Here is a 26503-nt window from a genome sequence, read left to right on the forward strand (position 1 = left end):
GCTAAATGAAAATTACTTAGCCAGACTAAAGTAGTTCTCCGCGTGAGCACGCATCGAGACGGTGTGAGTTGGGCTACATCTACGCCGAAAAGACGGGCAAATCAGCTCAATTCGGACAATTTTGGGGTATTGGGACCGGTCGCCGGGGCGGGGAGACGTGAACAGTGGGTGACAATCGCGGCGGGCGACGGGCCGCTGCCCAAACCCGGTCGTAGCGTGGGGCGATGGCCGGGGACGATGACGAACGCAGACAGATCAACGAGGTCCGGACTCGATTGACGGAGGCCTACGCGGCCCACCCGTCGGACGATGTGGCCGGCGCCGTCGAGGCGGCATACCGGCATTTCGACGGTAAGCGTGTTCGTGATTTCGTGCCGTTGCTGGTCGAGCGGCGGGCCAATCAGGAACTGGGCGGATCGGCCGTCATGGCAGATCCGGCGAAGGTTCCGCCGCATCTCGGCGAGCAGTGATCGTCGACAGGCCGTATTGCGTCTCCAGGAGCCGGATGAGGGCGCGCGCCTCGTAGAGTTCACTGCGCCGACGGTTAGCGCTCGACGGATGCATCGAGGTCGATTCCAGCTCGGCGACGATCCTGTCGGTCACTCGTTCGAGATCTGCGATCAAGGACCGGGCCTGGGCCTGAGACGGATCCTCTGCACCAACGGTCACCGGGGGATCGTAAGGCACGGATGGTTTCGGCCGCTCATCGTCCCGAGCGCTCGCCGGTGACGAACACATGTTGCGACTCCATATTCCGAGTGTGCACCCGCGTAGGATTCTGCGAAACCTTGTCGGGGTGGTCGACCGGGCATTCGTCATCGAGGAGAGCAGCTCGTGGGTAAGAAGAAGTCCAAGAAGAAGTCACACGCCAAGAAGAATGCGATCCGCGACGCCGCGTCGGCACCAGAGCGCACCAGGGTTCTCGAATCAGATTCGGCACCAGCGTCTCCGATGAAGAACAAGGAGTTCCGGGAGTTGGTGAAGCCGCTCCACGCCGAACTCGTCGCCATGCAGGAGTGGGTGCGCGCGACCGGCGCCAAGGTCTGCGTGATCTTCGAGGGGCGGGACACCGCGGGCAAGGGGGGCGTCATCAAGGCGATCACCGAGCGCGTCAGCCCCCGGGTGTTCCGAGTCGTGGCGTTGCCGACCCCCACCGAGCGTGAGAAGTCCCAGATGTTCCTGCAGCGGTACGTGCCGCATCTCCCGGCGGCGGGCGAGGTGGTGATCTTCGACCGCAGTTGGTACAACCGTGCCGGCGTGGAGCGGGTGATGGGTTTCTGCACGGAGGAACAGTCCACGCAGTTCCTCGCCGACGTCCCCGAGTTCGAGCGTGCCGTGGTCCGGTCCGGGGTTCTGCTGATCAAGTACTGGCTCGAGGTCAGCGAAGATGAGCAGACCCTTCGTCTGCAGAGCCGGATCGACGATCCGCGCAAGTACTGGAAACTGTCGCCGATGGACGTGAAGTCGTATACGCACTGGGACGAATACTCGAAAGCTCGCGACGACATGTTCCGCTACAGCGACACCGGTTGGGCGCCATGGTATGTCGCGAACACCGACGACAAGAAGCGTGGACGCCTCAACATCATCGGCCACTTGCTCGACCAGGTGCCGTACACGCCTCTCGCTGCGCCGGATATCGAACTCCCCGAACGGGTCCGCAGCGGGTACACGAGTCCTCATCTGGCCGTGACCGAGGTTCCGGTGCGGTACTGAGCAAGGGGGTCTCGGCTTCTAGTCGTCAGCCTCCTTGATTCGGCGTTTGCGGTTGCGTTCGCGTTCCTGCTGTCTGCGGGCGTGTTTGGCTGACACCCGACTCTGCGAACGAGTAGGTGGTATCGGCGCACTTTCTGCGGTGCGCGGCGGTGCCTGAGCGGGCGCGGCGAATCGGATCCGTCGCAGCCCGGGGAACAGGACGTCGAGATGTTCGGGATCGCCCGGGATGATCAGACCTTCGGGCGTGGTGAACTCGATGCGCAGGCGGCCGGTGTAGTCGCGGTACTGATCGTCGACCCAATCGCCGAACGTCTTGAGCAGGTGCCCGAAGCGGTCTTTGGCGTTCAGATTGTCCGGGGCCGTCTGACCGCCACGCATCGGATGGCGGTGGTCGTATTCGACGACGTGGTCGAGGTCGGCGTCGAATGACGACACCGAGGAGCCGGGGATCACGCTGTAGCCGTCACGAATCCGCACGAACAGATCCAGTGCTGACGACGGCCGGTACGGATCCGATGGCAGATGCGCCGGCAGCGTGATGGTGCCGTCCGGGTTCGGCTGCGTACCAGGCGGTACGAGAGGTAGGACCACCGCATCGGGACGCGCGACCAGATCGCGGACGTGGTCGTCGGAGATGACGCCGTGCCCGGCGAGGAACCCGGCATTGTCGGCGGTACCGGCGACGGTGGATTCGTCGGCGATGACGTGGATGATCACCTTGCTGTCGACCTGCGGCATCGCTGCCGGTTCGGGGATCTGTGCACTGCACTCGGGGTGGCTGCACTGGCATTCGAACGCAGTCCCGGTCATCAACGCGAATGCCGCGTCCGAGGCACGCTGCAGTTTCGTACGTCCATCGAATTCACAGGCGGTCGCCGCGAGTGCCTTGACCGCGGCCATCGCGATCCGCGCGTTCTCTGCCGCCATCGTCGCGGTGAACTTCGAGGTACCGTCCTTGCCGTCGTGTACCCACACCCCGCGGGCATCGAGCGCACGTTTGCGATGCTCACGTACCCCGTCCGGGTCGTGGCGGAACACTATCCGATCGACCATGTCCTGCACGCGTTCGCGGGACCACGCACCGTCGTGCAGATCCAGCGCGGCGGCGATCTCTGCGTCGACCGCCACGGCGTACTCATGACCCTCAACCAGATCGGTGCGGGAGATGACCGTGGCGACCAATTCGGCCGAGATCCGCCCGTCCCGGAGTCGTTCGGCGATCTGCGGCAACCGATCCCGTAGGGCGAGAGCTTGATTGATGACCTTTTCCGCGGCCTGCTGAGAGATGCTCAACGCCATCGCGATCCGCGCGGCACAGTCGGCGAAGCTGTCCTTGAGGAACAGCGCATGCGGGTCCGGGGTGGTGCCGACGATGCGGGCATGCAGTTCGGCTGCGGTCTGGTACTTCTGCCACGCCAGAAAAGACTGACCGCGCTGCAGGGAGACGAAGGAGCCAACCAGGTCGTTGGTGTCCGCGTCGTGGATCTCCTCAGCAGGCACCCCACCGGTGAACATTGGTGCCACATCGGGCCACGGCGAGGGGACACCCCACCACGACGACAGTGACCACGCCGAACCCGACACCGAGAACACCTTTCGCACGAAGAAACCAGGGAACACAGGACCGTTCCCACATATCTCTTCGAACATCAGCCACTCCGGTGGGGGCCGACCTCGGGTTCATCAACAACTGATCCTGCTGATGACTACTCTACGAAACCGGTCTGACAAGAATCGTTCGTGAGCCTCGTCCGCGGGCGTGCACCCCGGTGTCAGGCGATGAACTGTGGCGGGCCACCTGGTCTACCCATCTGGAACACTGTGTCATTCGACGAGGAGGACCCATGCGCACGTTGGTGGTCACGCAGAACGTCACGCTGGACGGGTCGATCGAGATGTTGGAATCCTGGTTCGATCCGAGCGACACGACCCCGGATCTGATCGAGGAGTCGCACCGTCAGGACGCCGAAGCCGATGCGTTGTTGGTCGGCAGACAGACTTTCGAGGACTTCCGCAGCTACTGGCCGCACCAGGACGACGACCAGACCGGCGTCACCGACTATCTGAACACGGTGAAAAAGTACGTGGTGACGTCGACGATGACCGATCCCGACTGGGCGAACTCGACGATCATCCCCGGCGATTCGATGGCCGAGGGCGTCGCTGCGTTGAAGGAGCAGGACGGCAAGGACATCGTCGTGACCGGCAGCATCACGCTGACCCACGCGCTGATCGGTGCAGGGTTCGTCGATGAATATCGGCTGTTCGTGTATCCCAGCGTGCAGGGGCGCGGCCGGCGGCTGTTCCCGGACGGATACGAGGTACCGACCTTGGCGCTTGTCGACGCGAAGTCGTTCGGCAACGGTGTCGCGATGCTCAGGTACGCGGCCGGGTGACCGCGGCTTTCACGGCCGCCCGCTACATCGCGCGCTGAAGAGCCCCGTCGGCCTGGAGGTCGGCAATCGACGGATAGCCGTTGATCGCCATCAGCAGGTCGGCCTCGGCCAGGATCGACCGGAGGTGATGGACCAGTCCGTCCTCGCCGCCGACGGCCAGCGCGTAGGCATAGGAGCGGCCGATGCCGACCGCGGTGGCACCGAGTGCGAGGGCGAGGACGACGTCGCTGCCGTTGCGCACCCCCGAATCGAACAAGACGGGTGTGTCACCTGCCGCGGCCACCACATCGGGGAGGTGCTGCAGTGCCGAAAGTCCACCATTGGCTTGGCGCCCACCGTGATTCGAGCAGTAGATGGCGTCGGCGCCGACGTCGATGGCGCGGCGGACGTCGTCGGGATGGCAGATCCCCTTCGGTATGACAGGCAGATCGGTGACCTCACGGATCCAGGCCAGATCGTCCCAGCTGACCGGCTGGCCGAAGTTCACGGCCCACTGCAGGACGGCCGATGGCAGGTCCTCGTCCGGACTCTTGGCGAGCTTGCCGAGGAAGTTGGGGTCGGTGAAGTAGTTGGAGATACACATGCCGCGGAGTTGCGGAAAGTTGGAGGTATTGAGATCCCGCGGGCGCCAGCCTGGTGTCCAGGTGTCCAGGGTGACGGCGATTCCTTTGTATCCGGCCTGTTCCGCACGTTGGATGAAACTCAGTGCGAGGTCACGATCCTTGGGCATGTAGAGCTGGAAGAATCCCGGCGTCTCCTGGTGGATCGCGCCGGTCTCCTCGATCGGGTCCATGGACAGCGTGGACTGCACGGCCGGAACCCCGGTGCGCTCGGCGGCTCGCGCGACGGCGAGATCGCCATGGAAGTCCTGGGCACAGATCCCGATCACCCCGATCGGCGCCATGAAGACCGGCGACGGCAGTGTGGCCCCGAACAATTCGACTGACAGGTCGCGTTCGGTCGCCCCGACGCCCATTCGGGGCACGATGCCCCATTTCTCGAACGCGTCGACGTTCGCGCGCTGGGTCCGCTCGTTCCCGCAGCCACCTGCCACGTACGACCAGATCCAGGACGGCAGCACCTCCTGCGCCTTGCGCTCGAGCGACTCGGAGTCCACCGGGTAGCGGGGTAGCACTCCTTGCGTACCGGCCAGGTAGATCTCCAGTTGGAAAGCCCCGTAGTCCGGTGTCATGTCAGTGTCTCCCTTGTGTCGATGCGCCATCCGTGACGAATGTACGACATCGCTACCGGACGACTTGCCGGTTACAAGGTCAGGCGGCGGCTGTCACCTTTTTCCGGCGGTACAGCACAGCTGCTGCGCCCGCGGTCGCGGCGGCGAGTGCGGCCACCCCTACCCGGTCACGCTCGAGTCGATGTCCCATCTTGCTGTCCAGGGAGTAGCGGCCCGGGCCGGTCAGTGCCAGCGTTGCCGATGCGATGCCCAGGATCGCCGGGTACTCCAACCCGCCGTTCTGCGCGAAGAAGCCGTTCGGCCGGTGCACGTCGGCGGCCGCGATCATGGCTGCGGCTCCGGCCGCCGAGGCGACCCGGGTACCCGCGCCCAACGCGACCAGACCGCCGGCAGCTTCGCTGACCCCGGCGGTGACCGCGGACAGCTTGGCCGGCTTGAAGCCCATCTGATCCATGCCGGATGCGGTCGCCTCGATGCCCGGCCCGCCGAACCAGCCGGTGAGTTTCTGCGCGCCATGGGCGAACAACGTCGCTCCCACCGCGGTGCGCAGCGTCAGCAGCCCCAGATCGAGCGCCTTCGCTCGCGATGAAACATCAGTAGACATCGTGTCGTTCCTCCATGCATTGTGGCGTCCAGCTAAAGCGAACTCTAGTCCGCTTAGCTGAGAGGTCACTCAGGTGGCTTACGCGGCTCCGACGAACGGCTGCAAGGTCATCGAGCTGCGAATGATTGATCTCGCTCTGTTCTGGGTATGACTCTCAAGTCCCTTGCCATCGAAGGAGCGGAACCGTGGATACTGCAATCTGGGTCATCATCGCCATCGTCGTCGTGGCCATCCTGCTCGTGGCATTGGTGTTGTTCCTGCGACAGCGCAGACAACACCGGCGGATCGAGGCGCAGGACATTCGGCAGAACGCCACCGCGCAGGTGTCGGAGGTGCGCCACCGTGAAGCAGTCGCCGAGGAGTCCGACGCGCTGGCACGCAAGGCCAAGGCCGAAGCCGACCAAAAGGCTGCTGAGGCCAAGCGTCTCAGCGAGCATGCGAACACCCATCAGGAGCGTGCCTCCGAGTCCCGGCAAGAGGTGGACAGCGAGTTCGCCCGCGCCGACAAGCTCGACCCCGACGTCGGGCGGGACGGAATCCGTCGCGAGCCGCAGCCCCACGAGCAGGGTGACCGGCCGCCGCGCCACGGGCAAGGCCCCGGGGGCCAGGGTTACGATCCCCGAGCCAAGCCGTGAACAGGATGTTGCGAACAACGGGCGCGAGCTCGTCGACAGCTACCTGATGTTGCGCTACGGACGGCCTCCTGTGGTGACCGTGGCGAAACAGTGGTCGGCGTCGACGAAGGCTTCCAGGCCGGCCAGATGTACCGGGCTCGCGTGTGATGCGAGAACGCCTTGCATGATTCCCAGGTGAACGGCACAGGTGACCCCGGGGTGGTCTCTTGCGAGTTCGAGAAACGGGCAGCGATTCAACCGAATCCCACTGTCTGTTGCCTCCGGGGCGAACCCGAAATCGCCGAGAACAACCAGGAGGTCGGCGATCGGGTCGACGCCGTGCGGGGCGCATTGCTCGCCCCAGATGCGCCCGGCCTGCTCGGCACACCGTTCGGCATCCGGTACCGATGCGAGCGCCTCGGTCAGGACCTCGGCGAGGAGCTCATAGTTCCGAGGACCAGACGGATCCATCGCCGCCTTCGGACGATAAAGCAGTCTGGGTCGGCCTGGTCCTCGGTGCTGAGCGGTCTCGGAATCGACAAGGCCGTCAGCGACGAGTGAACGAAGGTGAAATCTGACGGTCGTCTGGGGTATCCCGGTCGCGTCTGCCAGTTCGGCAACAGTCATCGGTGACCTGGCCGAGCGCACGATCTCGAGAATGGCGGTCCGCACAGACGTCAACCCTCGGTCTTCTGTGCAGGCAATGTCGATACGAGGGGGCCGTCGGCTGGGACCGGGCCCAGCTTCATGGCGCCGCCGGGTGAGCCGAGTGGTCCGTTTTGTCCGGGGAGGGTCTTCTCGAAGAAGTCGACGTTGTCGGTGACGTATGCCAACCACTCGTCGGGCACGTCGTCGTCGTAGAAGATCGCCTCGACAGGGCACACCGGTTCGCATGCGCCGCAATCGACACATTCATCGGGATGGATGTACAGCGACCGGCCACCCTCGTATATGCAGTCCACCGGACACTCCTCGACGCAGGCCCGATCCATCACGTCGACGCATGGCAGTGCGATCACGTAGGTCACTCCAACACCGCCGTGCGCTCGGCGGTGTTCCCCAGCTTGCGCGCAGACGCTCGTGCAGTCCTGCTGATGCGGATCCGGTAGTCGCCCTTCTCTCGGGACAGGTACTCCCAACCGTATGCACCCGGCAGGTTCGCTTCGAACTCGCCATGCAGATGACGTGGGTCGTGATCGTTGATGAGAACGAGGGCCTCGTCGACCTCCAGTGAATCGAAGATGGAGAAGATCTTCGGGTGCCGCTGCGCTTTTGGAATCTCGCGTACATCCAGGGAGATGTCCGGCATGGTGCACCTTTCAATAAAAACAAGCTCGACTTGTAATAAAGTTAGCCTGTTCGTCCGTGGGGCGCAATCGGTAGCCACCTGTCAGGAATGGACTGATCCGGTGCACGGTGACACTCGCGCGTTGAGGGGCCCGTCCTGCGCCCGGGGAACAACAACCGTCCACCCGAGGGCCACCCGCGATCAACGGAGACGGCCCCGATGGGAAGCTCGCCAACGAAACGGTGGCGACTGCTCGATACTGAAAGTGCAGACAGTGGCAGAGCGCTCAACATCGCACTACTGCGGTGATACTGGAGCCGATGACGGGAATCGAACCCGCGTATTCAGCTTGGGAAGCTGATGTTCTGCCATTGAACTACATCGGCGTGCGAGGCGCTGACCTCGCGATCGACAGAGTAGCAAACGTCGTGGTCGAGCCTGCGCATGGACACCCGCATTCCGAGAGCCCGTCGGTGAGGGTCGGGCAGCTTCGAATCGGACCTCGTGGGGTTGCGACGTGCTAGCTTGATGCCTGAATGTCCGTGAGCGCACTCGGGGGTCGTGACCATCGTGGATTCCATGCGCTCGGCCGAGATCGCCGACCGCCAACTCGCTTCCGGAGTACCGACCGACCAGTCGTTTCTGCTCGTCGACATCGCTGACGACGGACTGCTGATCACCGCCGTCGACCCGGCCGTCGAAGCGGCCCTCGCCCAGCGTGTGCTGTGGGCAGTGCATCCCATCGCTCTCGACCAGGCCCTCGCGGAACACCTGGTCCGGGCCGGTCGTGTGCCGACGCCAGGGACAGACGATTGGTGGAATGAACTTCGGGAACTCGCCGGACGTGGACGCGAGCGCCTGTCGACCTCGGACGGGACGTTCGTCATGGGACAGCGCGACGTGCGGTTCTTCCGTGTCAGTCGGCGAGACCTCGACGAGGCGACCGCCCCGTTCGCCGCCGAGGTCTCCGGCGTGCTGCGCGAGATGGCCCAAGAATTCCGCGCCGGCTCGGTGGTCCTCGGCCGCGACCGCGATGACTGGCCCGGCCTCGATGCGGTCCTCCGGCGGTCCCTGCAGCTGCCCGTGGTCGCCACGGTCCCGCCCGTCGACGGGATCCGTGATGTCGGTGTCCCAGCCGGCGTCTCGGCCGCGGCGCCGGTCCCGATGCCCGCACCGATGCCGGCGGCCGAGCCGGCCCCTCCCGAGCCGGCCCCTCCCGAGCCCGTGTCGCCGCTCGCTCCGCAGCAGACCATCTCCTCCGACTCCTCCGCGCGTTACCCCGGCAAACGCATCGCCATCACAATGGCCGCGGTCGTCGCCGTCATCGGCGCCGGCACGGTGACTGCGCTCGCGGTCACCGGCGCAGACTCACCGCACCGACCCCCGTCGAGCCTCGAATTCCCTTCGAGCACACCGTCACCGACATCGAGCTATGCCGATCCCGCCGAGTTCGCGGCCGCTCGGGAGCCCGCGACGAATTACACGCCACCGCCACCGGCGACCACCGACGACGTTTCCTCCGACGGCACGCCGCAGGCGCCCGGTCAGCCGAATCGGCCACGATCCGCACCACCCAGGCTGGTCATCCCGAATCCGATTCCGGGGCTGCCGCCGATCGTGCTGCCGCGGTTACCCGGCTGAGTTTCGAGAGCGCGGTAGGGCTGTCACCACCGCGCCGCGGACACCGGGACGCGCTTGCTCGACGTCGGAGCCGGCGCGGGACGCTTGTCCTCCGCGAGGCACATCGACCGAAGTACGTTGTGGTACACGACGAGTCCGTACAGGTTCGGCGCCCCGACGATGCCGGTCGACTTGGGCAGCATGTCGGTGGTGATCCCGAGACCGGGGAACAGATCGTTGGCGAGCGCGGCCGTCGGGTCGGTGCCGCCCTCCTGCCAGGCCAGCTCCACCATGTGCGCAGCCAGCGCGTAGGCGTAATAGGCCGCGGTGAGCGACTTGGTCACCGTGAGATCCGACATCGGTACGGTCGCCGCAAAATCCTGCTTGTTGTTGCGGTTGTGACTGAGTCCGATGATCACGTCGAGCGGGGCGCCGCCGACGTAGGGGATCAGCACCCCGACCTGCGAGAGGATGTACTCCGGCGTGTTGAAGTCGGCAGGGTCGGCAGGGATCAGATTCTGGTGAACCCGTGTGGTGCGCAGGTAATCCTGCAGACGCGTCGTCATCCCGGCGATCTGTCGATCGGTGGCGGGGTTCGCGGTGATCGCCTGCAGATAGTCCGAGGTGCGCGTCACGATCCGGGTCAGCGGCAGATCGCCGATCGGCCTACACGTGTCCGCGTCGGCCACCGCGACTTGTCCGGCGATGTCCCGGACCATCCCGGGCACCGCGTAGGCGAAGCGGAGGTCTTTGACCGACTTCCCGGCATTCGCCTTCTGCGATCGCGTGACGGAAACGACGCATGAGTCGACCAGTTTCTCGCTGATCGACTTGTAGAGCTGGGTGGCGGCGAACACGCCGAGAAGGATCGGCAGGGTGATGAGCGTGCCGATGCTGATCGGGCCTGCCAGTGGACCGATGCTCGGCAGGGTGCGTCGCAGCACGGTGAGCGGGACCATGACCGTCACATAGAGGTAGAGCCAGACGCTCTCGACGGCCTGCGCCAGCGTGAGGTTCTCGACCGGGATGGCCTCCCCGGCCCGGCCGTCGCGAACGGCGACCAACTGCGTGACCACCCACTGCGAGATCGGATCCCGGTACTTCATGATGGGGTCCTTGTCGTCGGCCCCCAGGTCGTACGGGTGATTCGACACCGCCAGCGAGGAGATCCGCAGTCGCGACATGTCACGATGCGCGCCGGCCTTGATCGATGTCGACTTCTGCTGGATCTCTTGTGGCAGATAGGGCTTCAGTGAATCGAAGACGGCGTCGTAGATCGCGCCGAAGGTGGCGAACCGAGATCCGACGCATTCCTTCGGTTCGGCACTTCTCGACGCGCTGCGCGAGTCCGAGTGAGGTGCGATCGGTGCCGCCGATGCCACCGCGCCGAGGCCGTTCTCCCCGCCGAACGACAGCGTCACGCACGTCACGATCGCCACCGCGATCATCGACACCGACAGCCTCTGACCCCACATACCCCCACGCACCCCCGGCTCGTTCCGACCCGCCGGATCTCGTCGCAGTCACACAGCGAGCACACGAGAATCACGGCCCCGGGCACACTCTAAGAGATTCCTGAGCGTTTTGACCATGGTTCGGCCCATGTTGCATCTGGTTCGACGGCGACCGTCCATTCGGCGTTCATCCGGGCCGGTCGGTTAACCTCACACGTGTGCTGCTCTCCGATCGCGACATCCGCTCCGAGATCGCCGGTGGGCGGTTGGCGCTCGAACCGTTCGATCCGACACTCGTGCAGCCGTCGAGTGTCGACGTGCGCCTCGACCGTCTGTTCCGCGTCTTCAACAACACGCGCTACACACACATCGACCCCGCAGAACGCCAGGACGAGCTGACCAGCCTCGTCGAACCGCCCGAGGGTGAACCGTTTGTCCTGCACCCGGGGGAGTTCGTGCTCGGCTCGACCCTCGAGGTGTGCTCGCTGCCCGACGACCTGGCCGGGCGGCTGGAGGGCAAGTCGTCGCTGGGTAGGCTCGGCCTGCTCACCCATTCGACGGCGGGCTTCATCGATCCGGGTTTCTCCGGGCACATCACTCTCGAGCTGTCGAACGTCGCGAACCTGCCGATCACCCTGTGGCCGGGGATGAAGATCGGACAGTTGTGCCTGATCCGGCTGTCGAGCCCGGCGGAGCATCCGTACGGGAGCGCGAGCGTCGGATCGAAGTACCAGGGCCAGCGCGGACCGACCCCGTCGAAGGCGTATCTGAACTTCACCAAGCCGTAGCACTGCTCCCACGCGGGCCGCGTTGGCGTGCAGTTCACCTTGGCCGTTCGGTGTTCACCAGCCCGATCGGGACGGGTCATGTCATGGATGCGTCGTCGCAGGAAACCGCGCGTACTCACTGAAGGCATGAAGCTGACAGTCATCGGTTGCGGGTACCTCGGGGCCACTCATGCGGCGTGCATGGCAGAACTCGGGCACGACGTGCTCGGCGTGGATGTCGACGCGGACAAGGTCGCGCGATTGCAGGCGGGAGATGTGCCGTTCTTCGAGCCCGGGCTCGGTGACGTGTTGCGCCGCAATCTCGATGTGGGCCGGCTGCGCTTCACCACCGATCACCGCGACGCGGCATCGTTTGCGTCTGTGCATTTCCTCGGGGTGGGGACACCTCAGCAGCGTCGCGGTTACGGCGTCGACCTCTCGCACGTGGAGTCGGCGGTCGACGCCCTGGCACCCCTGCTGCGGGGTGAGCACCTGATCATCGGAAAGTCCACGGTGCCGGTCGGAACGGCGGCCGCGCTTGCACAACGGATGTCGGTACTCACCGCGCCGGGCTCACAGATCGAACTGGCCTGGAGTCCGGAGTTCCTCCGGGAGGGATTCGCGGTCGAGGACACCCTCGAGCCCGACCGCATCGTGCTGGGGACCGATCCCGACGACGCCGCCACCGGCAACGCCGAGCAGGTGACCGCCGAGATCTACCGGGAGATCCTGGAGACCGGTGTGCCCTTCATCCGGACCGATTGGGCGACGGCGGAACTGGTGAAGGTGTCGGCCAATGCTTTTCTGGCCACCAAGATCTCGTTCATCAATGCCATCAGCGAGATCTGCGAGGTGGTCGGTGCGGATGTGTCGACGCTCGCCGATGCGATCGGCTACGACGGGCGGATCGGTCGCCGATTCCTCAACGCGGGACTCGGTTTCGGTGGCGGATGCCTGCCCAAGGACATCCGTGGGTTCATGGCACGCGCCGACGAGGTCGGTGCCGGGGACGCGCTGCGCTTCCTGCGGGAGGTCGACGCGATCAACAACCGCCGTCGGACGGCGATGGTCGAGCTGGTCGCCGACGCCGTCGGCGGCGACGTCCTCGGCGCGAATGTCGCCGTGCTGGGTGCGGCCTTCAAACCGGAGAGCGACGATGTCCGGGATTCTCCTGCCCTCAACGTCGCAGGACAGCTGGCATTGCGCGGGGCGTCGGTGAGTGTGTTCGACCCGAAGGCCACCGCGACCTCCCGGCGGATGTACCCGATGCTGTCCTATGCGCCGAGCGCCGTGGAGGCCTGTGAGGAGGCGGACGCGGTGGTGGTGGCCACCGAGTGGGCCGAGTTCGTCCACATGGGTCCCGAGGAGCTGTCCGGCGTCGTGCGATCGCGCGTCATCGTCGACGGGCGGCGCTGCCTCGACGCCGGCGCGTGGCGGTCGGCGGGATGGCGGTTTCACGCGATCGGTGGCCCGATGCGTTCCGTCACCGCGCCGAGAACGGCCCATCCGGGCGTGGCCGGGCAGGCGTTGCCGCAGGTCGCAGCTAACGTTTCGCCGCATTCTCCCTAGTTGCATGTTACTGTCGTGAATTCCGGATATCAGATGGGTTCATCGACGCAGGGCATCAGATCGGATGACAGACGAGGCGACGACCATTGGTCGTGGGGCATTGGCCACCACGACCGACGTTCACGCGCACCCGGTCAGCCATGAACTCCTCGGTGATGTGGCCGCTCGACAACTGGCCCGGGGCATTCCCGCCGACCTTCCGTTCCTGCTGGTCGATGTCACCGACGAAGGCCTGAGGGTCACCACGGTGGACCCGCGCCTCGATGCATCGGTGAGTGCGCTGATGGCCCCCGCGATCCGGCCTGCGGCGCTCGACCATCTCTTGGCGGCACACCTGGTCCGGATCGGGCGGGTGGCACAGCCGACCACCGAGGAGTGGTCTGTCGAACTGCTCGACCTCGCGTGTCGAGGACGAACTCGTCTCGCCACGACGGACGGCACCTTCATCGTCGGGCGCGACCACGTGGAGTACTTCCGCGTCGCGCAACGCGATTTCGACGAGGCGACCGCGGACCAGGCGGACGCGGTGAGTGTGCTGTGCGAAGAGGCGGCCGCAGATGCCCCCGGCCGCATCACCTCTCTGGTGCTCGCCGGCGGCCATGAGTCCTGGCCCGGCCTCGCCGCGATGCTCGGACGGCGGGCGCCGGTGCCGGTGATCGCGTTGAAATCGCCAGGAACTCCCGAGGCCGATCTCTCCGAAAGGCGCCACGACGACGGGGTGCCACTCGGGACCCGGCCGCCCGCGTCGCCGCCCTTGGCCTCGGAACTGGTTGTGTCCGAGCCGGTTCCACCGAGCACACCGGAACCGGACCCGGAACAGTCGCAGCCGCCGCAGCTGCCCGCGCCTCGTCCCGTCGCCGAACCGAGCGGCTGGGAGGCCGAGCCGGACGCCGGGAAACTGCGACCGGCGACCCGCGCGATGGTGTGGCGGCAGCGACTGACGGGTAGGCGTGCTCTCATCGGCATCGCCACCATCTGCGCGATCATCGCGATCGGTACCGCGACCGCGGTGGCGGTGACCGGTGGCGGGGACTCCGATAAGCCGTCTGCCATGGGCGACGACGCGACGGCCACGTCGCAGAACGACTCGACCTATGCCGACCCGGCGGACCTCACGGAAGCGCGGGTACCGGCGGTCAACTACGTACCGCCACCCCCGCCACCTCCGGAGACGACCAGCGAGGGATCGTCATCCGACGAGACGACGACCGGCAGGCAGCGCACCGGCGAGTCGCGGAGGGCCGTGCCGCGACCGCCACCGCGACCGCGGCAACAGGCGCCGGCGCCGGCACCCGCACCGGCGCCGCCCCCCCTCCCACGGCAGCGCGTCTTCCCCAATCCGATCCCCGGACTGCCGCCGATCGTCTTGCCGGGATAGGTCAGTCGACCGAGGGGTTCTCCGCATTCGTGTGGCGCGCCCGGCCGAGATAATCGTTGAGCTGGCGCGCCAGGTCTCGATCGAGGGCGCGGTCGAGGGCGTTGTGCGCCGAGACCGATCCGGCCCGCCGCATCTCACCGAGAAGTTCTTTCGCCCACTCGGATTCGGCAGGCGTACGGGGCAACCAGCCGTCCTCGTGACCTTCGGTGATGGCGCGACGTCCTGCGGAGATCACCACCTTTGCGACCGCTGCCATCTCCTGGTCGAGCCGGCCGTGGACGTCGAGGATGCCGCTGAGGGGCAACCCGAGTTTCACCAGGCGGCCGTACGCGGAGACGGTTTCCTGATCGAGAATCGTGTACTGCTCTGGGTGCGCCTCGTCGCCCTTCGGGGCAATCAGGCCGAATTCTGCGAGACGCGCGAAATGCGCGGGGTTTCCGGAGTTGAGCAGGTCCTTGAGGTCGTCGGCCGCCATCGTGGTCGACGTCGCGGTCGACCACGGCTCGGACACCACTTCCTCGAGGCCCAGCACCTCGGCGAGGTTGTCGCCGCGCTGGATCCCGGAGAGGAAGTCACCGATGTGGCGGATGGTGAAACCGCGTTTGAGCAGATCGTTGATCACCCGCAGCCGCGCGAGGTGCGCATCGGTGTAGATGGCGATGCGTCCACGCCGCAGCGGGCGCGGGAGCAAACCGCGGTCCTGGTAGCCACGGACGTTGCGGGTGGTGGTGCCCGCGGCCCGTGCCAGATCGTCGATCCGGTATTCGGTCACCGCGACATTGTCCCAGATCGGGTCGACCGCTTGGCTCAGGCCGCGACTCCTCGCGCGATGAGGTCGAGGACCTCCTCGTACGAGCCGGACGCGTCGACGAACGGCGGATACACCGAGCCGAGCTCCAACGACACCGCGCCGTGCACACAGGCCCAGATCTGCGCGGCCAGCTGTGTCGGATCGCCGGAACGGATCACCCCGGCCACCTGGCCGTAGCGGACGATGTCCGCCAACACCCCGAAGGCACGGGCGGCCACCTCGTCGTCGGCCGTGCACTCGGCCGAGAACATCAATCCGTAGAGGATCGGGTTGGCGACCGCGAACGCCCGGTAATTGCGGCCGCTGTTGCGCAGTCGTGTCGTCGCATCGCCGTCGTGTGCGGCGACTGTGGTGGCGAACTCGGCGAATCCATCGGTCACCACGGCGTCGAGCAGGCCGTCCTTGCCGTCGAAATGGTTGTAGACGCCCATCGGCGCCACGCCGGCCTCGGTGGCCACGGCGCGAACCGTCAGCGCGGTTGCGCCCTCACGTTCCAGCAGCCGACGCCCGGCGGAGACGAGGTTCGCGCGCACTTCGGTTGCGGGAGTTCGGACAGTTTTCTGCGGCGACATGTTGACAGCCTACTAGAACAGTGTTCTTCTTGAATAGAACAACGTGCTACAGCAATGTGACGGCGTTCTGACCTCCGGCCCTTCGTGACGCTCGCAAGCTCGCTCTTCAGGGAACGAAAAACGTGACGCTCGCTGCTCAGGACCGGAAAATTCGAAGGAGAAGTCATGAAGACTCGTTGGCTCGCCCTGGCGGCCCTCTGCTTTGCCGAACTGCTCGTGATGGTCGACAACACGATCGTCAACGTCGCGCTGCCCACCATGGCGCGCGATCTCGATGCCGGGATCTCCGGGCTCCAATGGATCGTGGATGCCTACACGCTCGTGTTCGCCGGCCTGTTGCTCACCGGCGGCTATCTCGGTGACCGATTCGGTCACCGTCGCATGCTGCTGACCGGTATCGCCGGATTCGCCGTGGTGTCGGTGCTGGCGGCGTCCTCGCACACCCTGGGGCAATTGATCGCGAGCCGCGGCGGACTCGGGTTGTTCGCCGCCCTGGTGTTCCCGGCGACTCTGGCGATCATCATGTCGATCTTCACCGAGTCCAGGCAACGTGCTGCGGCCGTGGGCATCTGGGCCGCGACGTCGGGCATCGCAGTGGCCATCGGTCCGGTACTCGGCGGCTGGTTGCTCGAGCACTATTCGTGGTCGTCGGTGTTCTGGGTCAATCTGCCGATGGCGGCGGTGGCCGCGCCGGCCATCGTTCTGGTGGTACCGGGAACTCGTCCGGAGTCCGTATCCCGTTTCGACGCACTAGGTCTGGTGCTCTCGATCATCGGTCTCGGATTGCTGACCTACTCGGTGATCGAGGGGCCGCATTTCGGCTGGGCCGATCCGCGGACCGTCGGCGGGCTGATCGTCGCGGGAGTTGCGCTGGGGCTCTTCGCGTGGCGGGAGCTGGCGATCGAGCATCCGATCCTGAATATTCGGCTGTTCGCCAACCGTCACTTCGCCGCGGCCGCCGGCATGATCAGTGTCGCGTTCTTCGCGCTGTTCGGTTTCATCTTCCTGATCACCCAGTTCTTCCAGGCGGTCAAGGGCTACGGTCCCTTTGAGGCCGGACTGCGCACCCTTCCGTTCGCATTGGTGATGGCGGTCTTCTCGCCGGTCGCGATGGCGCTGTCGCACCGATTCGGGCCGCGGATGGTGTCCGTGGTCGGTGCGTTGCTGATGTCGGGCGGCTTCGCGCTCGTCGAGGTGTCGTCGCGGATGTCGGGCTACTGGGAACTGATCATCTGGTCGATGTCGCTGATGGCGATGGGGCTCGCGTTCATCTCGGGGCCGTGCACCCAGGTGATCATGGACGCACTCACGCCTGAGCAGGCGGGCGCCGGTTCTGCCGTCAACGACACCACGCGTGAGCTCGGCGGAACGCTCGGCGTCGCGGTGCTGGGTTCCGTGTTGACCTCGGTGTACACCTCGGGAGTCGGTGGCGGGCTCGCCGATCTCGGCGTGCCGCGGGCTGCCGCAGGGATCGCGGAGGACTCGGTGATGTCGGGAGTCGAGGTGGCCGCCCGAGCGCCGTCCCAGGTTGCGCAGCAGGTGCGGTTTGCGGTGCAGGATGTGTTCGTCGAAGGCCTGCACAGTGCCGTCTGGGTGGCGGTCGCGGTCACCGCGGCCGCGGCGCTCGCGGCTGCGTACTTCCTGCGGGGTGTCCCGAGTGGGCCGGAAACCGACGCGCCGCCGATCGTCGACGCCGCCGCAGGCCTAGAGGTCGAGAGTGAGGCGGTCGCCGTTCGCCCGTGACACGCAGGTGAGGAACATGCCCTGGGTGCGTTCCGGTTCGGTGAGGATGTTGTCGCGGTGATCGGGAGCGCCGGACAGCATCCTCACCTTGCACGTTCCGCAGAAGCCCTGCTGACACGAATACGGGACCGACGGCAGGACCTTCCGGATGGCGGCGAGCGCGGTCTCGTCGGCCGCCACCGGGACCTCCTGACCCGTCGACGCGAGTGTGACCGTGAAGGGCCGGCCATCCAGCACGGGCGGTGGGCTGAAACGTTCGTAGTGCAGTTCGATGTCGGGGCGATCGGCCAGATGTCTGCGCAGGCGCTCCAGCATCGGTACCGGCCCGCAGCAGTAGACCGCGAGTCCGCCTGGCGCGCGGCCGGTCTCGGGATCGACCGGACCGAGCAGTTCGTCCATGGACGGCAGACCGAGTTCGGCGTCGGTGCGGATGGTGATCCTGTCGCCGTACCGGGTCAGCTCGTCCTGGAACGGGATCGACTCGATCGTGCGTCCGGTGTAGATCATCGACCAGTCGAGGCCGAATCGATCGGCGGCGGCCAGCATCGGGAGGATCGGGGTGATGCCGATGCCGGCCGCGATGAACCGGATCGACCGCGCGTGCGACCCGTGCCCCGGGATGGCCAGGGGAAAGGCGTTGCGAGGTCCCTTGATCGAGATCGGGTCGCCTACGTGCAGGCCGTCGTGTACCTCGATGGATCCGCCGCCGCCATCGGGGATGCGACGCACGGCGATCCGGTAGATGTGCCGATCGGCCGGGTCTCCGCACAGCGAGTACTCCCGCATCCGGCCCGACGGCAGAAGCAGGTCGAGGTGAGCACCGGGATGCCACCGGGCGAGGATGTCGCCGTCGGGCGCGGCCAAGGTCAGCGCGACGACATTCTCGTCGGCGGCCACCACTTCCCGGTCGACGAGCTGCAGAGTGGTCACGCCGTCGTCGGCCGGGGTTGGGTGCAGCGGCGCGAGGGGCCGCCAGAACGGCCACCACATCTTCGCCATGACCGTGCCCATGGTGAGAAACGGGTCGTGACGCCACCGTCCGTACAGATGCGGAGGGGGAGCGGTCATCTCGGTGCTGTGTGGGTGTGCACGCTGGTTCATCGGAGGCCTTCGGGTCAGCCGGCGTTGCGGGCGGCCGGAGACGTGGCGAGATAGGCCACGGCCTGCGCGGTGCTGCCGATCTCGTTGGGATGGAATCCAGGCCGGAAGTAGCTGAAGGTTGCCAGGACGATCTTGCGCATCTTCGGCAGCACGCCGGCATGGACCCCGCGGAAGTAGTGGTACTGCCGCTGGAAGTAGTTGTACGACAACGACGTGTCCTGCTTCATGATGAACCGGAAGCCGCGGTTGAGCAGCAACAGCAGCACGGGCAGAGCCACCAGCATCGCGCGGCCGCGCCGCAGATAGCCGTCGCCGAAATAGATCGCCACCTCGTGGGCGACCGCACGGTGCTCGACCTCCTCGGCGCCATGCCACGTGAACAGGTCGGTCATCCCCGGATCGGCACCGGATACGACCCAGGTGTTGTTGAGGGCGAAATCGCCGAGGATCGCGGTGTAGTGCTCCAGGGCGGCGATGAGCCACAGGCGCTCGATGAGGTGCTTCTGCCGTGCTTTGGGGCTACCGCTGCGCATGGGGCCCAGTACTTTTCGGAAGATCCATTCCATCTGCCGCTGGTAGGGCCTCGGGTCGATTCCGTGATGGTCGAGGAACTCCCACAGCACGTGGTCGTGGGCCTCGGCATGCATCGCCTCCTGCCCGATGAATCCGCGCATGGTGGAGGCGAGTTCGTCGTCGGCGACGAGCGGGAGCGCTTCGTTGTAGGTCTCCACAAACCATCGTTCCCCTTCGGGCAGCAGGAGGTTGAGGACACTGATGAAGTTGGACGCGACCGGGTGGTCGGGAATCCAGTGCAGTGGTGTGTCCGACCAGTCGAAGGTGACATTGCGGGCGTGGAGTTCCACCGGCCCCGGATCGGAGCCGTCCGCATCGCGTGGCTCACGAGCGACGCTGATCGGATGTGGATGGTCGGCATGTGCGGTCGCAGACATCGTCGAATCCTCTTTAGCGGGTGACCTTCTGGCGTGCCGCGAACCGCGACAGCCAGGGGGTGAATCGATAAACGCGGTAGCCGATCTTGGCTTCGGCCGTCACCGGGACAACAGCCTTGTCCCGGATGATGGCGCGGACGATGTCGTCGGCGACCTTGTCCGGGGTGAAGCCGCGGCGACGATACAGGCCGGCGAGCCGATCTTGTTCGGCTACTTCCTGTGTCGTGTCCAACCCGGCGATCGGGGTGTTGCCCACGATGGCGGTGTCCACGATGCCCGGACAGATCGCGGTCACGCCGATCCGGTGTTCGGCCAATTCCGCTCGCAGTGATTCGGTGAACAGCAGCACGCCCGCCTTGGAGGCCGCATAGACCCCGAGCGTCCGCTGCGGTGTGAACGCTGCGGCGGAAGCGATGTTGACGATGTGCCCGCCCACGCCACGTTCGACCATCTGCCTGCCGAATGCCCTACTGCCGGAGACGACCCCGCGCAGGTTCACGTCGAGCAGGCGGTCGACCTGTTCGTCCGTCGCGTCGAGAGCACCACCGGCCAGACCGATCCCGGCATTGTTGACCACGATGTCGGGGACTCCGTGCCGGGTGCGGACAACGCCGGCGAAGTCCTCCACTGCCGCGGTATCGGAGACGTCGAGCTCATACGACGACGCCAGGGCGCCGGCGGCCTTGCTCTCCCGGGCGGTCTCCTCGACGGCCGCGGTGTCGATGTCGACCAGGATGAGTTCGCATCCCCGCTCGGCGAGGGCGCGCGCAGTGGCACGGCCGATGCCACTGCCTGCACCGGTGATCACGGCGAGCTTGCCGGACAGGGGGTTAGGCCTGCTGAACACTCGCGCGCGGTCGATCCGGCCCGTGGTGTCGGTGCGCGAGCCCGTGGAGTGAGTGGCGATGAAGTCTCGTGCCACATCAGCAAGATACCCGGGTCTGGTGTACGGGAGCCAGTGCCCGGTCGCAGTGCTGTGTCGCCACAGGCGCTGAGCGTGCCGGTACGTATCGTCGAAGATCGCCGGGCGCAGCGCGATGTCGCGCTCGTTGACCAGTTCGAGTACCGGGACCGCCGTCGGACGCGACTCGGGTTTGCGCAGCTTCTGTCTGATGTTGGCCCGATAGAGCCGGAGGCCGGAGATCATGTCGTCGCCCAATGTGTCTGCGACCACCACGTTCTCCCGTGGCGTGCCCTCGACCCGATGGAGGAACTCGCGCCACACCGTTGGGGTCCCCACCGCGCCGAAGAACATCCTCGGCAGCACTGGTAGCTGGAAGAACACCGTGTACGACGACGAAGTCGCTTGGGCAAGAGCGTGTCCCAGTTTGCGCGGAGTCGGGCGGGAGAGATTGTCGCGCGCCCAGTCGGCCAGGTAGTCGAGGTTGGGACCGGACACGGAGACGAACGATCCGATGCGCTGTTCTGCGCCCGGTCGGGTGACCGCCTCCCAGGCCTGCACCGATCCCCAGTCGTGGGCGACGAGGTGGATCGGCCGATCGGGACTGACGGCCTCGGCCACCGCGAACAGGTCGTCGGCGAGGACGCTCAACCGGTACGGGTCGTCGCCGTCGGGACGGTCGCTCTCCCCGAATCCGCGGCAGTCGTAGGCCACCACCCGGAAATCCTCGGCCAGTGCCGGTGCCACGTGGGTCCAGAGGTGATGGGTGTCCGGCCATCCATGGACGAGCAGGACCGTCGGACGGGGGTCCGCGACGTCGGGCCGAGCCGACCCCGCCACTTCGAAAACGGCGAGGTGAATCCCGTCGTTGCTGACACTGCTCTTACGCCAATCGACCATGCGACTCTCCTTCGAGACGATCGAATGGAGTTAGACGTTACCAAGCGTCACATGAATTGACCAGAGTGTCCGTGACGCGGCGTCACGTGTATTCGGTCGGAGCTATATCCGCGCAGGTCATTGCCGATATGACGACAGGAAGTTTCCGATTCGTTCGATGGCAACACCGAGGTCGCGGGACCAGGGGAGGGTGACGATCCGGAAATGGTTGTGGTCGGTGAGGTTGAAGCCCGTTCCCTGGACGACGAGGATCTTCTCCTGCAGGAGCAGGTCCTGGACGAACAGTTCGTCGTTGTGGATCTCGTGTACCTCGGGGTCGAGGCGGGGGAAGGCATAGAGCGCGCCCATCGGCTTCACGCAGCTGACGCCGGGGATCTGATTGAGCTTCTCCCAGGTGACATTGCGCTGCTCGAAGAGACGTCCGCCGGGTTCGACGAGGGCGTCGATGCTCTGATAGCCGCCGAGTGCGACCTGGATGGCATGTTGGCCGGGCACATTGGAGCAGAGCCGGGTGGAGGCGAGGATGCCGAGACCTTCGATGAATCCCCGCGCATGATCCTTCGGGCCGGTGAGGACCAGCCAGCCGGCGCGATAGCCACAGACCCGGTAGGCCTTCGACAGGCCGTTGAAGGTGAGACAGAGGAGATCCGGGGCCAGCGATGCCACGTTCACGTGCTCTGCGTCGTCGTAGAGGATCTTGTCGTAGATCTCGTCGGCCATGATCAACAGTGAATGCGCTCGGGCGAGCTCGACGAGCTGTTCGAGGACCTCGCGTGAGTAGACGGCACCGGTCGGGTTGTTGGGGTTGATGATCACGATCGCCTTGGTGCGGTCGGTGATCTTCGATGCGATGTCGGCGATGTCGGGGTTCCAGCCGTTGTCCTCATCGCAGCGGTAATGCACCGCGCGCCCGCCCGACAGCGCTGTCATCGCCGTCCAGAGCGGGTAGTCGGGCGAGGGGATGAGCACTTCGTCGCCGTCGTTGAGCAGCGACTGCATGGTCATCGTGATCAGCTCGGACACACCATTGCCCAGGATCACGTCATCGACGTCGAAATACGGGAAGTCGGGGATGAGCTCGTATCGGGTGACGACGGCACGTCGGGCCGAGAGGACACCCGCCGACTCGGAGTATCCCTGTGCATACGGCAGGGCGTGGATCATGTCGCGCATGATCACATCGGGTGCCTCGAAACCGAACAGGGCCGGGTTGCCGATGTTGAGCTTCATGATCCGGTGGCCCTCGGCCTCGAGTCGTGCCGCATGCGCATGCACCGGCCCCCGGATCTCGTAGCACACGTTCTGCAGCTTCTGCGACTGCTCGAGTGGCTTGAGGTTCTGGTTCAGATGCGATACATGCGGTCTACTCACGAGTTCAATTGTGACAGCACTGCGCAAACCGGTTTTCCGGGTGTCTGTCAGGGTTGCGCGACGTCTGGTCAGTTAAGCGGGGATCGGGCGCAGAAACACGTCGACCGCGCCACTGTGGGCGCGGTCGACGTGGTCGGGATCGTGGATCAGCTGTGTCCGGGCCGCTTCTTGCCCGCAGCGATGCCGAATCCCTTTGCCTTCGAGGAGCCTGCCTCGGCGATCGTCCGGCCGCCGTTCGACGACTGTGCCGATTCCTCCGGGCCACCTTCGGGCTCGGTCGTCGTCTCGGGCTCAGTCGCCGTCGCCGGCTCGGTCTCCGCTTCCGGAGCTTCCGGCTCCGGCGTCGACTCGGGTGCGGCGGCAGGAGCTGCTGCGGCAGGAGCGGCCTTGCCGAATGAACCCGGCCGCTTCTTGCCGGCCGACATGCCGAATCCCTTGGCCTTGGCGGGCTTCTCCTCGGTGACAGCGGCCGCGGTGGACTCGCTCGACGCCTCGACAGGCTCCGCCGACGACTCCGCGGTCTCGCTAGGTGCGGGCTCGGCCGACTCGGCGGGCTCGCTGGGTGCAGCCTCGGTCGTCGGTGCAGCAGCCGCGGGTGCGGCAGCTGCCTTGCCGGCTCCGCCCGGCCGCTTCTTGCCGGCCGACATGCCGAATCCCTTGGCCTTGGCGGGCTTCTCCTCGGTGACGGCCGCCGGGCCGGCGGACTCGGTGTCCGCAGTCGGCGATGCCTCAGGCGCGGACTCCGCCTCGGCGACATTGCTCTCCGAAGGTGCCGTGACCCCGGCGTCGGCAGCAGCGGCGTTCGGCTTCTTCACACCCGGACGTTTCGCGCTGCCCATGCCGAAGCCCTTTGCCGCGGGCTTCTTCTCGGTCGCAGCAGATTCGACGGCGGACGACGACTCGGCCTCGGCCGGTGCGGGCTCGGCGGAGCCGGCCTCGGGCTTGGCGGCACCCGGGCGCTTGGCTCCACCCTTCATGCCGAATCCCTTGGCGGCGGGCTTCTTCTCCGCAGGCGGCGTCGCGGCCGGTGCCGATTCGGTGGCCTTCTCGCCGGCCGGGGCCTCGGTCTTCCCTGCGGAGCCGGGCTTCTTGCCCCCCTTCATGCCGAGTCCGACCTTGGGCTTCGGCTTGGCCTCCGTCGTGGTGGCGGTCGCAGCAGCAGCCGGTGCAGCGTCTGCTTCCTTCTCCTCGACGGCGGGCGCAGCGGACGCCGTCGAGGCCGGCACCGACGCCGGACCCAGATAGCGGCCGCCGCGGCTCACCTCGGGCGCGCCACGCTTCACCGAATCGAGGAGCAGCTGGGCGACGTCGACGACCTCGACCTTGCCCTCCTGCTCGGTGCCACTGGTCCGCGCGGTCACGCCGTCGGTCAGCATCACGCGGCAGAACGGGCAGCCAGTGGCGACCTTCTTGGTTTCCTGGCCGCTGAGATCGCCGAGGGTGTCGAGCGCCTCGTCCACGCGATCGAGGTTGATGCGCTTACCGATCTGCTCTTCCATCCACATGCGGGCACCGCCGGCGCCGCAGCACATCGAGCGCTCGCCGTGGCGAGGCATCTCGGTGAGCGTCGATCCCGACGCACCCATCAGCTCGCGCGGGGCGTCGTAGACCTTGTTGTGGCGGCCCAGATAACACGGGTCGTGGTAGGTGACACCTTCGCCGAGTGGCGCAACCGGGACCAGACGCTTCTCCCGGACCAGCCGGTTCAGCAGCTGGGTGTGGTGGACCACCTCGTAGGTGGCGCCCAGCTGCGGGTACTCGTTGCCCAGCGCGTTGAAGCAGTGCGCACAGGTGACGACGATCTTCTTGCGCTGTTCGGGCGCGGTCGCGAAGACCTCGCCGAGCATCTCGATGTTCTGCTGGGCGAGCATCTGGAACAGGAACTCGTTGCCCGCGCGGCGAGCCGAGTCGCCGGTGCAGGTCTCACCCTCGCCGAGGACGAGGAAGTTCACCGCGGAGAGGTCGAGGAGTTCGGCGACGGCCTTGGTGGTCTTCTTCGCGCGGTCCTCGTAGGCGCCTGCGCAACCGACCCAGAACAGGTACTCGAAGCCTGCGAACGACTCGACGTCCTTGCCGAACACCGGGATCTCGATGTCCATCTCGTCGATCCAGTTGGTGCGCGCCGAGGAGTTCTGGCCCCACGGGTTGCCCTTGTTCTCCAAGTTCTTGAACATGCCCGCGAGCTCGGTCGGGAAGTCGGACTCGATCAGCACCTGGTAGCGGCGCATGTCCAGGATGTGGTCGACGTGCTCGATGTCGACCGGGCACTGCTCCACGCAAGCGCCGCACGTGGTGCAGCTCCACAGGGTCTCGGTGTCGATGACGGCGCCGAGTTCCGACGGGTCGAACTCGCCGTCGGTGGCCTCGATGCCGTTCCCGCCGCCGAGTGCGCCCTTGCTCTCGCCGACCAGTTTGCGGGCGGCCTCTGCGCGCGCGGCCTCTGGGATCGCGTCGAGTTTGTCCTCGAGCACATTTCCGTCGGCATCGACGAGGCCGACCTCGTCGCCACCCATGTCCTTCTTGCCGCCGGCAAGCAGATACGGCGCCTTCGCGTAGCCGTGATCGCGCAGCGACATGATGAGGAGCTTGGGTGACAACGGCTTACCCGTGTTCCAGGCCGGGCACTGGCTCTGGCAGCGACCACATTCGGTGCAGGTGGTGAAGTCGAGCCAGCCCTTCCAGCTGAAGTCCTCGATCTTGCCGGCGCCGAATGCGTCCACATCGGGGTCCGCGGTCTCCATGTCGAGGACCTGCCCCTGGCTGATCATCGGCTTGAGTGCGCCGAGTGCGACTCCGCCGTCGGCCTCACGCTTGAAGTAGATGTTGAAGAACGCGGCGAAACGGTGCCAAGCGACGCCCCAGTTGATGTTGCGTCCCACCACGGCGAGCCAGATCATCGCCGACAGCAACTTGACGACGGCCATCGCGGAGACCGACCACTCCGGCACGCCTTCGAAAGGCATCGCGATGTAGTGGAGTGTGGGCGAAGCCCAGATCGGTGCATGCTCGATACCCGACGCGATCTTGAACAGCTTCACGCCGAGCATGCCGAGGCCCTCGATGATGACGACAGCCTCGACGAAATAGGCGGCACCGAAGTTCGAGCCCGCGAACCGTGACATCCGCTCGGGCACACGCGGGTGATTCAGCTGCCGGATGACGACCAGTGCGACCCCGCCGATCACCGTCGCCCAGCCGAGCAGTTCCTCGGCGAGGACGTATGGGCCCCACACACCCAGCCATGGCCAGTGGAAGTCCGGGTTGAAGGCCTGTCCGTAGGCCTCGAAGACGAAGATGAAACCCAGTAGGAAGCCGACCATGACGAGCCAGTGCGCCCAGCCGACGGTGCGGAACTTCGCCATGCGCGTGTGCGCCGCGAACTCGATCACCACCGTCTTCATGCGCGGCAGGATGGGGAAGATCCGGGAGCGGTCGATCTTCTGGCCCTTGCTGATGGTGCGGACCATCCGGCTGATGCCTTGGAAGAAGATCGCCCAGCAGAACAGGCTGACGATCGTCGTGATCGTGCCGATGGCAATCGTCGTGGAGGTCACGG

Annotated in this window: 23 protein-coding genes, 1 tRNA gene and 1 pseudogene; 9 read left to right on the forward strand and 16 right to left on the reverse strand. The window is 66.0% G+C overall.

Annotated elements, in window-relative coordinates:
- The first annotated feature begins 224 nt into the window (after positions 1 to 224).
- Positions 225 to 470 carry a three-helix bundle dimerization domain-containing protein gene (locus tag ACLQ3I_RS07230; RefSeq protein ID WP_425792236.1) on the forward strand — a complete coding sequence of 82 codons (246 nt, stop codon included), beginning with the start codon at positions 225 to 227 and terminating at the stop codon, positions 468 to 470.
- A gap of 481 nt (positions 471 to 951) precedes the next feature.
- Positions 952 to 1716: a polyphosphate kinase 2 gene (ppk2, locus tag ACLQ3I_RS07235; RefSeq protein ID WP_425801876.1), complete on the forward strand. Its 765-nt coding sequence runs from the start codon at positions 952 to 954 to the stop codon at positions 1714 to 1716.
- A gap of 18 nt (positions 1717 to 1734) precedes the next feature.
- Here ppk2 and ACLQ3I_RS07240 read toward each other — a convergent pair whose 3' ends face one another.
- A complete protein-coding gene (locus ACLQ3I_RS07240) occupies positions 1735 to 3318 on the reverse strand; it encodes a DUF222 domain-containing protein (protein WP_425800908.1) in 1584 nt (527 codons plus the stop codon).
- A 242-nt stretch (positions 3319 to 3560) separates the two neighbouring features.
- Between ACLQ3I_RS07240 and ACLQ3I_RS07245 the strand changes: the two genes are divergently transcribed.
- Positions 3561 to 4112 carry a dihydrofolate reductase family protein gene (locus ACLQ3I_RS07245; protein WP_425792241.1) on the forward strand — a complete coding sequence of 184 codons (552 nt, stop codon included), beginning with the start codon at positions 3561 to 3563 and terminating at the stop codon, positions 4110 to 4112.
- A 22-nt stretch (positions 4113 to 4134) separates the two neighbouring features.
- Here the strand turns inward: ACLQ3I_RS07245 and ACLQ3I_RS07250 are convergent, their stop codons facing one another.
- Complete coding sequence (locus ACLQ3I_RS07250; protein WP_425800910.1) at positions 4135 to 5304, reverse strand: alpha-hydroxy-acid oxidizing protein; 1170 nt, start codon at positions 5302 to 5304, stop codon at positions 4135 to 4137.
- Between the two features lie 79 nt (positions 5305 to 5383).
- Positions 5384 to 5908: a DoxX family protein gene (locus ACLQ3I_RS07255; protein WP_425800912.1), complete on the reverse strand. Its 525-nt coding sequence runs from the start codon at positions 5906 to 5908 to the stop codon at positions 5384 to 5386.
- A gap of 185 nt (positions 5909 to 6093) precedes the next feature.
- On the opposite strand from ACLQ3I_RS07255, the gene ACLQ3I_RS07260 reads away from it, so the two are divergent.
- Positions 6094 to 6543 (forward strand): hypothetical protein, encoded by a 450-nt coding sequence (locus ACLQ3I_RS07260; RefSeq protein ID WP_425800914.1) that lies wholly within the window; start codon positions 6094 to 6096, stop codon positions 6541 to 6543.
- 54 nt (positions 6544 to 6597) lie between these two features.
- Here the strand turns inward: ACLQ3I_RS07260 and ACLQ3I_RS07265 are convergent, their stop codons facing one another.
- From ACLQ3I_RS07265 to ACLQ3I_RS07285, 5 genes and pseudogenes are all read right to left on the reverse strand, one after another.
- Positions 6598 to 6993, reverse strand: a complete 396-nt coding sequence (locus tag ACLQ3I_RS07265; RefSeq protein ID WP_425792853.1) for a hypothetical protein — start codon at positions 6991 to 6993, stop codon at positions 6598 to 6600.
- Positions 6994 to 7065: 72 nt separating this feature from the next.
- Positions 7066 to 7194: pseudogene (locus ACLQ3I_RS07270) on the reverse strand (helix-turn-helix domain-containing protein); the annotation flags it as partial.
- A gap of 5 nt (positions 7195 to 7199) precedes the next feature.
- Positions 7200 to 7550, reverse strand: a complete 351-nt coding sequence (gene fdxA / locus ACLQ3I_RS07275) for a ferredoxin (protein WP_425792245.1) — start codon at positions 7548 to 7550, stop codon at positions 7200 to 7202.
- Positions 7547 to 7831, reverse strand: coding sequence for a DUF2249 domain-containing protein (locus tag ACLQ3I_RS07280; protein ID WP_425800916.1), 285 nt, complete (start codon positions 7829 to 7831; stop codon positions 7547 to 7549). The genes fdxA and ACLQ3I_RS07280 overlap by 4 nt, the downstream gene beginning before the upstream one ends.
- Before the next feature lie 291 nt (positions 7832 to 8122).
- Positions 8123 to 8196, reverse strand: a tRNA-Gly gene (locus ACLQ3I_RS07285).
- 193 nt (positions 8197 to 8389) lie between these two features.
- Here ACLQ3I_RS07285 and ACLQ3I_RS07290 point away from each other — a divergent pair.
- Positions 8390 to 9451 (forward strand): hypothetical protein, encoded by a 1062-nt coding sequence (locus ACLQ3I_RS07290; RefSeq protein WP_425800918.1) that lies wholly within the window; start codon positions 8390 to 8392, stop codon positions 9449 to 9451.
- A 23-nt stretch (positions 9452 to 9474) separates the two neighbouring features.
- Here ACLQ3I_RS07290 and ACLQ3I_RS07295 read toward each other — a convergent pair whose 3' ends face one another.
- Positions 9475 to 10905, reverse strand: a complete 1431-nt coding sequence (locus ACLQ3I_RS07295; RefSeq protein ID WP_425800920.1) for a hypothetical protein — start codon at positions 10903 to 10905, stop codon at positions 9475 to 9477.
- 197 nt (positions 10906 to 11102) lie between these two features.
- On the opposite strand from ACLQ3I_RS07295, the gene dcd reads away from it, so the two are divergent.
- The 3 genes from dcd to ACLQ3I_RS07310 all read left to right on the forward strand — a co-directional run bounded on the left by dcd (position 11103) and on the right by ACLQ3I_RS07310 (position 14598).
- Positions 11103 to 11672, forward strand: coding sequence for a dCTP deaminase (dcd, locus tag ACLQ3I_RS07300; RefSeq protein WP_267630612.1), 570 nt, complete (start codon positions 11103 to 11105; stop codon positions 11670 to 11672).
- A 126-nt stretch (positions 11673 to 11798) separates the two neighbouring features.
- On the forward strand, positions 11799 to 13220 hold the full coding sequence (locus ACLQ3I_RS07305) for a UDP-glucose dehydrogenase family protein (protein ID WP_425800922.1): 1422 nt from the start codon (positions 11799 to 11801) through the stop codon (positions 13218 to 13220).
- A gap of 64 nt (positions 13221 to 13284) precedes the next feature.
- Complete coding sequence (locus tag ACLQ3I_RS07310) at positions 13285 to 14598, forward strand: hypothetical protein (protein ID WP_425800924.1); 1314 nt, start codon at positions 13285 to 13287, stop codon at positions 14596 to 14598.
- Between the two features lies 1 nt (position 14599).
- On the opposite strand, the gene ACLQ3I_RS07315 is transcribed toward ACLQ3I_RS07310, so the two are convergent.
- Complete coding sequence (locus ACLQ3I_RS07315; RefSeq protein ID WP_425792261.1) at positions 14600 to 15370, reverse strand: MerR family transcriptional regulator; 771 nt, start codon at positions 15368 to 15370, stop codon at positions 14600 to 14602.
- Positions 15371 to 15405: 35 nt separating this feature from the next.
- On the reverse strand, positions 15406 to 15981 hold the full coding sequence (locus ACLQ3I_RS07320; protein WP_425792262.1) for a TetR/AcrR family transcriptional regulator: 576 nt from the start codon (positions 15979 to 15981) through the stop codon (positions 15406 to 15408).
- A 165-nt stretch (positions 15982 to 16146) separates the two neighbouring features.
- Here ACLQ3I_RS07320 and ACLQ3I_RS07325 point away from each other — a divergent pair, with 165 nt between their 5' ends.
- Positions 16147 to 17724 (forward strand): DHA2 family efflux MFS transporter permease subunit, encoded by a 1578-nt coding sequence (locus ACLQ3I_RS07325; RefSeq protein WP_425800926.1) that lies wholly within the window; start codon positions 16147 to 16149, stop codon positions 17722 to 17724.
- Here the strand turns inward: ACLQ3I_RS07325 and ACLQ3I_RS07330 are convergent.
- The 5 genes from ACLQ3I_RS07330 to ACLQ3I_RS07350 form a co-directional block, all read right to left on the reverse strand.
- A complete protein-coding gene (locus ACLQ3I_RS07330) occupies positions 17686 to 18825 on the reverse strand; it encodes a PDR/VanB family oxidoreductase (protein ID WP_425800928.1) in 1140 nt (379 codons plus the stop codon). The two genes, ACLQ3I_RS07325 and ACLQ3I_RS07330, sit on opposite strands and share 39 nt — an antisense overlap.
- A gap of 14 nt (positions 18826 to 18839) precedes the next feature.
- Complete coding sequence (locus ACLQ3I_RS07335; RefSeq protein WP_425800930.1) at positions 18840 to 19775, reverse strand: metal-dependent hydrolase; 936 nt, start codon at positions 19773 to 19775, stop codon at positions 18840 to 18842.
- Positions 19776 to 19788: 13 nt separating this feature from the next.
- Complete coding sequence (locus ACLQ3I_RS07340; RefSeq protein WP_425800932.1) at positions 19789 to 21576, reverse strand: SDR family oxidoreductase; 1788 nt, start codon at positions 21574 to 21576, stop codon at positions 19789 to 19791.
- A 117-nt stretch (positions 21577 to 21693) separates the two neighbouring features.
- Positions 21694 to 22947, reverse strand: a complete 1254-nt coding sequence (locus ACLQ3I_RS07345; RefSeq protein WP_425792267.1) for a pyridoxal phosphate-dependent aminotransferase — start codon at positions 22945 to 22947, stop codon at positions 21694 to 21696.
- Between the two features lie 146 nt (positions 22948 to 23093).
- Positions 23094 to 26501, reverse strand: coding sequence for a heterodisulfide reductase-related iron-sulfur binding cluster (locus tag ACLQ3I_RS07350; RefSeq protein ID WP_425801879.1), 3408 nt, complete (start codon positions 26499 to 26501; stop codon positions 23094 to 23096).
- Positions 26502 to 26503: the final 2 nt, after the last annotated feature.

This window comes from Gordonia sp. DT101 (genome assembly GCF_049844895.1).
Classification (GTDB): Bacteria; Actinomycetota; Actinomycetes; order Mycobacteriales; family Mycobacteriaceae; genus Gordonia.

Excerpts from the sequence above, each read along its gene's own strand:
- ACLQ3I_RS07230 (WP_425792236.1), top strand. The coding sequence starts at position 225 with ATGGCCGGGGACGATGACGAACGCAGACAGATCAACGAGGTCCGGACT.
- ppk2 (WP_425801876.1), top strand. The coding sequence starts at position 952 with ATGAAGAACAAGGAGTTCCGGGAGTTGGTGAAGCCGCTCCACGCCGAA.
- ACLQ3I_RS07245 (WP_425792241.1), top strand. The coding sequence starts at position 3,561 with ATGCGCACGTTGGTGGTCACGCAGAACGTCACGCTGGACGGGTCGATC.
- ACLQ3I_RS07250 (WP_425800910.1), bottom strand. The coding sequence starts at position 5,304 with ATGACACCGGACTACGGGGCTTTCCAACTGGAGATCTACCTGGCCGGT.
- ACLQ3I_RS07255 (WP_425800912.1), bottom strand. The coding sequence starts at position 5,908 with ATGTCTACTGATGTTTCATCGCGAGCGAAGGCGCTCGATCTGGGGCTG.
- ACLQ3I_RS07265 (WP_425792853.1), bottom strand. The coding sequence starts at position 6,993 with ATGGATCCGTCTGGTCCTCGGAACTATGAGCTCCTCGCCGAGGTCCTG.
- ACLQ3I_RS07280 (WP_425800916.1), bottom strand. The coding sequence starts at position 7,831 with ATGCCGGACATCTCCCTGGATGTACGCGAGATTCCAAAAGCGCAGCGG.
- ACLQ3I_RS07290 (WP_425800918.1), top strand. The coding sequence starts at position 8,390 with ATGCGCTCGGCCGAGATCGCCGACCGCCAACTCGCTTCCGGAGTACCG.
- ACLQ3I_RS07295 (WP_425800920.1), bottom strand. The coding sequence starts at position 10,905 with ATGTGGGGTCAGAGGCTGTCGGTGTCGATGATCGCGGTGGCGATCGTG.
- ACLQ3I_RS07305 (WP_425800922.1), top strand. The coding sequence starts at position 11,799 with ATGAAGCTGACAGTCATCGGTTGCGGGTACCTCGGGGCCACTCATGCG.
- ACLQ3I_RS07310 (WP_425800924.1), top strand. The coding sequence starts at position 13,285 with ATGACAGACGAGGCGACGACCATTGGTCGTGGGGCATTGGCCACCACG.
- ACLQ3I_RS07320 (WP_425792262.1), bottom strand. The coding sequence starts at position 15,981 with ATGTCGCCGCAGAAAACTGTCCGAACTCCCGCAACCGAAGTGCGCGCG.
- ACLQ3I_RS07325 (WP_425800926.1), top strand. The coding sequence starts at position 16,147 with ATGAAGACTCGTTGGCTCGCCCTGGCGGCCCTCTGCTTTGCCGAACTG.
- ACLQ3I_RS07330 (WP_425800928.1), bottom strand. The coding sequence starts at position 18,825 with ATGAACCAGCGTGCACACCCACACAGCACCGAGATGACCGCTCCCCCT.
- ACLQ3I_RS07335 (WP_425800930.1), bottom strand. The coding sequence starts at position 19,775 with ATGTCTGCGACCGCACATGCCGACCATCCACATCCGATCAGCGTCGCT.
- ACLQ3I_RS07340 (WP_425800932.1), bottom strand. The coding sequence starts at position 21,576 with ATGGTCGATTGGCGTAAGAGCAGTGTCAGCAACGACGGGATTCACCTC.